Origin of the sequence: Schnuerera sp., assembly GCF_035459645.1 — a bacterium.
In the GTDB taxonomy this organism is placed as follows: domain Bacteria; phylum Bacillota; class Clostridia; order Tissierellales; family Tepidimicrobiaceae; genus Schnuerera.
Genome location: NZ_DATHXO010000268.1, coordinates 1 through 3,459 on the forward strand (window position 1 = coordinate 1; position 3,459 = coordinate 3,459).

Annotated in this window: 4 protein-coding genes; 1 reads left to right on the forward strand and 3 read right to left on the reverse strand. The window is 30.8% G+C overall.

Going from position 1 to position 3,459, the window contains the following annotated elements; all coding sequences use genetic code 11:
• Window positions 1-194 (reverse strand): hypothetical protein (locus tag VK998_RS06290; protein WP_325226650.1); only part of this gene is annotated, 194 nt, incomplete at its 3' end.
• Window positions 195-445: 251 nt separating this feature from the next.
• On the opposite strand from VK998_RS06290, the gene VK998_RS06295 reads away from it, so the two are divergent.
• On the forward strand, window positions 446-1,930 hold the full coding sequence (locus VK998_RS06295) for a 4Fe-4S binding protein (RefSeq protein ID WP_325226652.1): 1,485 nt from the start codon (window positions 446-448) through the stop codon (window positions 1,928-1,930).
• Window positions 1,931-1,968: 38 nt separating this feature from the next.
• On the opposite strand, the gene VK998_RS06300 is transcribed toward VK998_RS06295, so the two are convergent.
• Together VK998_RS06300 and VK998_RS06305 are read right to left on the reverse strand one after the other, a co-directional pair.
• Complete coding sequence (locus VK998_RS06300) at window positions 1,969-2,709, reverse strand: LysM peptidoglycan-binding domain-containing protein (protein ID WP_325226654.1); 741 nt, start codon at window positions 2,707-2,709, stop codon at window positions 1,969-1,971.
• A 108-nt stretch (window positions 2,710-2,817) separates the two neighbouring features.
• Entirely contained in the window at window positions 2,818-3,360 is a 543-nt protein-coding gene (locus tag VK998_RS06305) for a LysM peptidoglycan-binding domain-containing protein (RefSeq protein ID WP_325226656.1), read from the reverse strand.
• Between the last annotated feature and the right edge of the window lie 99 nt (window positions 3,361-3,459).

Consider the following 3,459-nt stretch of genomic DNA (forward strand, 5'->3'; position numbering starts at 1 on the left):
TTGTACCCACCAGATCCTAATATAGGGTATGCATCTAGTCCAAGCTTTATTAACTGTTTTGTATCAGTGATTTTTTCGGTAGTTATCATATATATGCTTATACGATTGTTAGCTAAAGTAAATAATATAGATCTTAGTAAGGAAAAGACTATATCAGATGAAAAAATATTCAATGCTCCACTTATAATTAGCATTATTCTTTTTATATTATTTAGTTTTCTATTAATAATTTTATTATAGATACCCAATCCTTATATTAATATAAATAAATTATTGAATTAAGTCATCATAGCTGGAATTACTTTGGATTATTTCATAAATGTGCATAACTATAAAATCTCGGTTTTAGACCCTTCGTGAGAACCCCCCTTTACAAAATTCAGATTAATAGTTATAATGCTTTTATACCCCCCGGCGGTATATCGAAAATTCAAGGAGGTATAAAATGGAGAATTATTATATTAAAACCAATCGAACTTTTACCAATATTAGAAAATATGGGTGGATCTTTACGGTATTAGTGGCCATTGGAGGTTTATGGGAGCCTAAATTAGGATTGTTAGTTATTTTTATTATGGCTGGTCTAACTACTACTTCTTTTTTTACAGGTAGATATTGGTGTGGAAATTTTTGTCCCCATGGTTCTTTATTTGATAGGATAACTATGCCTATAAGCTTAAACAAAAAAATTCCACAGTTCTTAAAATCAAAATTTATGGTTACAGGTTTTTTCCTATTTTTTATGTACAATTTTTCTAGAAAAGTAATTAATGTATCAAAATTTTGGGGAACATATGACTTTTTTGATAAACTAGGTTTCGTATTTGTTACTACTTATTTAATGGTTTTAGTAACTGGTGGATTGTTTGCTATATTAGTCAATCCTAGAACTTGGTGTCAATTTTGTCCTATGGGTACTATACAAAAATTATCTCATGCCTTAGGTAGAGCAGTTGGAGTAGCTAATAAAGCTGAAAAAAAGGTTACCATAGAAAATTTAGACAAATGTCATGCTTGTGGAAAATGTTCTAGAGTTTGTCCTTTCCAGCTAACTCCTTATTTAGAGTTTGGAGAAAACAATCAATTTAACGATATTAACTGTATTAAATGTGCCACATGTGTTGAAAATTGCCCAGCAAATATCTTATCTTTAAGAACAGAAGATGAAGCAATAGAATTAAAAGAAAAAGTTTCTACTAAAGGCTATGAAAATAGGCAAAAGATAAAAGCAAAAATTTCAGATATTAAAGACTTAGGAAAAGATATTAAAGAATATACTTTTTCCTTCGTATCACCTAAAAAAGTTGATTACAGAGCAGGACAATTTATTTTAATCAAAATTCAAGATAAGCCAAAAGCTTTTAGAGCTTATTCTATCTCTTCCTTTAATGAAGATAGTACTAAACTAAGTGTAATAATAAAAAAGGTAGAAAAGGGATATGGGACTAATATAATATTTAATGATTTTAAAATAGGAGATATTGTTGAATTAGAAGGTCCTATGGGCGATGAATTAGTTATAGATGATTCTGCTGAAAAAATACTATTTATTGGTAATGGAATAGGAATTACCCCTTTTATTGGTTTATCTAAAGAAGCTTTAATGAAGAATCCATCAATAAAAGATGTTAAACTTTTGGATGGTCAAAGATACGAAGATGAATTTTTATATAAAAGTTATTTTGAATCCTTAGATGAAAAGGAGAAAAAATTCCAGTATATCCCTGTTGTATCTCGTGACAAAACTAGCTCTATACGAAAAGGTTATGTAACTCATGTATTAGAGGATATGGATTTAGAAGGATACAAAGTATATATCTGTGGTTCTAAAAATATGATTGTGGATAGTTATAATATCTTACTTGACAGAGGTGTTAAAAAAGAAGACATATTCTATGAAAGTGAAGAAAGAATCTCAATTAAAAATTAGTATTAAAAAAGCCCAAATTAATGGGCTTTTTTAATACTTTAGAAACAAAATACAACACATCTTCTAGGAATACATATTACCTGACCTATTTGTAGATTATTTGGATCTATCCCTGGGTTTGCATTTATGATCTCTTGAACTGGTACATTAAACCGTTGACTAATTGTAAATAAGGTGTCTCCTGGCTTTATAGTATAGTAGAATCCATTTGGACATGGTGGTAGTGGAGGTACCGGTGGTGCTGCTTGTGGAATACATATTACTTGCCCTATTTGTAAATTATATGGATCTATTCCTGGATTTGCTCTCATAATAGCCTCTACACTTACTCCAAATCTTTGGCTTAGAGAATAAATTGTATCCCCTGATCTTATAGTATAATAAAATCCATTTGGACATGGTGGCATTGGTGGTGCTGAATATGGAATACATATCACTTGACCTATTTGTAAATTATTTGGATCTACTCCTGGGTTTGCTCTCATAATAGCTTCTACACTTACTCCAAATTGTTGGCTTAATTTATAAAATGTATCTCCTTCTTTAATAGTATAGTAAAATCCATTTGGGCATGGTGGCATTGGTGGTGCTGCCTTTGGTATACATATCACTTGGCCTATTTGTAGATTATTTGGATCTATGCCTGGGTTAATTTTAAGAATTGCTTCTACTGTTGTATTATATTTCTGTGCTAGTATATATAGAGTATCCCCTGATTTAATAGTATATGGAAAACTACCACTAGGACATCTTCCTTTTATATCATGTTTTTCTTTCATATTTCATCACCTTTCCTCATATAATTATTTGCACTATATATTATGCAAATTAGATAATAGATGTTAATGATTTAATCAAAAGAAAAAAGGAGCATTAGCTCCTTTTTATTAAAAAGTTGGAATACATATTATTTGCCCTATTTGTAAGTTATTTGGATCTACTCCTGGATTAGCCCTAATTATTACATCTACACTAACTCCAAATTGCTGACTAAGCCTAAATAACGTATCTCCTGATCTTACTACATAAAGAAATCCATTCGGACATGGTGGAGTTGGTGTTACTGCACTTGGTATACATATTCTCTGCCCTATTTGAAGCCTATTCGGATCTATTCCTGGATTAGCTCTAATTATTGCATCCACACTAACTCCAAATTGTTGGCTAAGCCTAAATAAGGTATCTCCTGATCTTATAGTATATAAAAAACCATTTGGACATGGTGGTGCTGGAGGAGGCATAACCCCTGGTATACATATCCTTTGACCTATTTGAAGTCTATTTGGATCTACTCCTGGATTTATTCTCATTATAGCTTCAACTGTTGTATTAAATCTGCGCGCTAACAAAAAGAAAGTATCTCCTGATCTTATAGTATAAGCAAAACTCCCTGAAGGGCATGCTTGCATTGCTTCATATCTATTTTCCATATCAATCACCTTTCTTCATATATTCTTATGCAATATATAATATGATAGAAAGATGTATACTGTGAAAATTATTTAGCCTTTAATCCTTGATAAGAATTC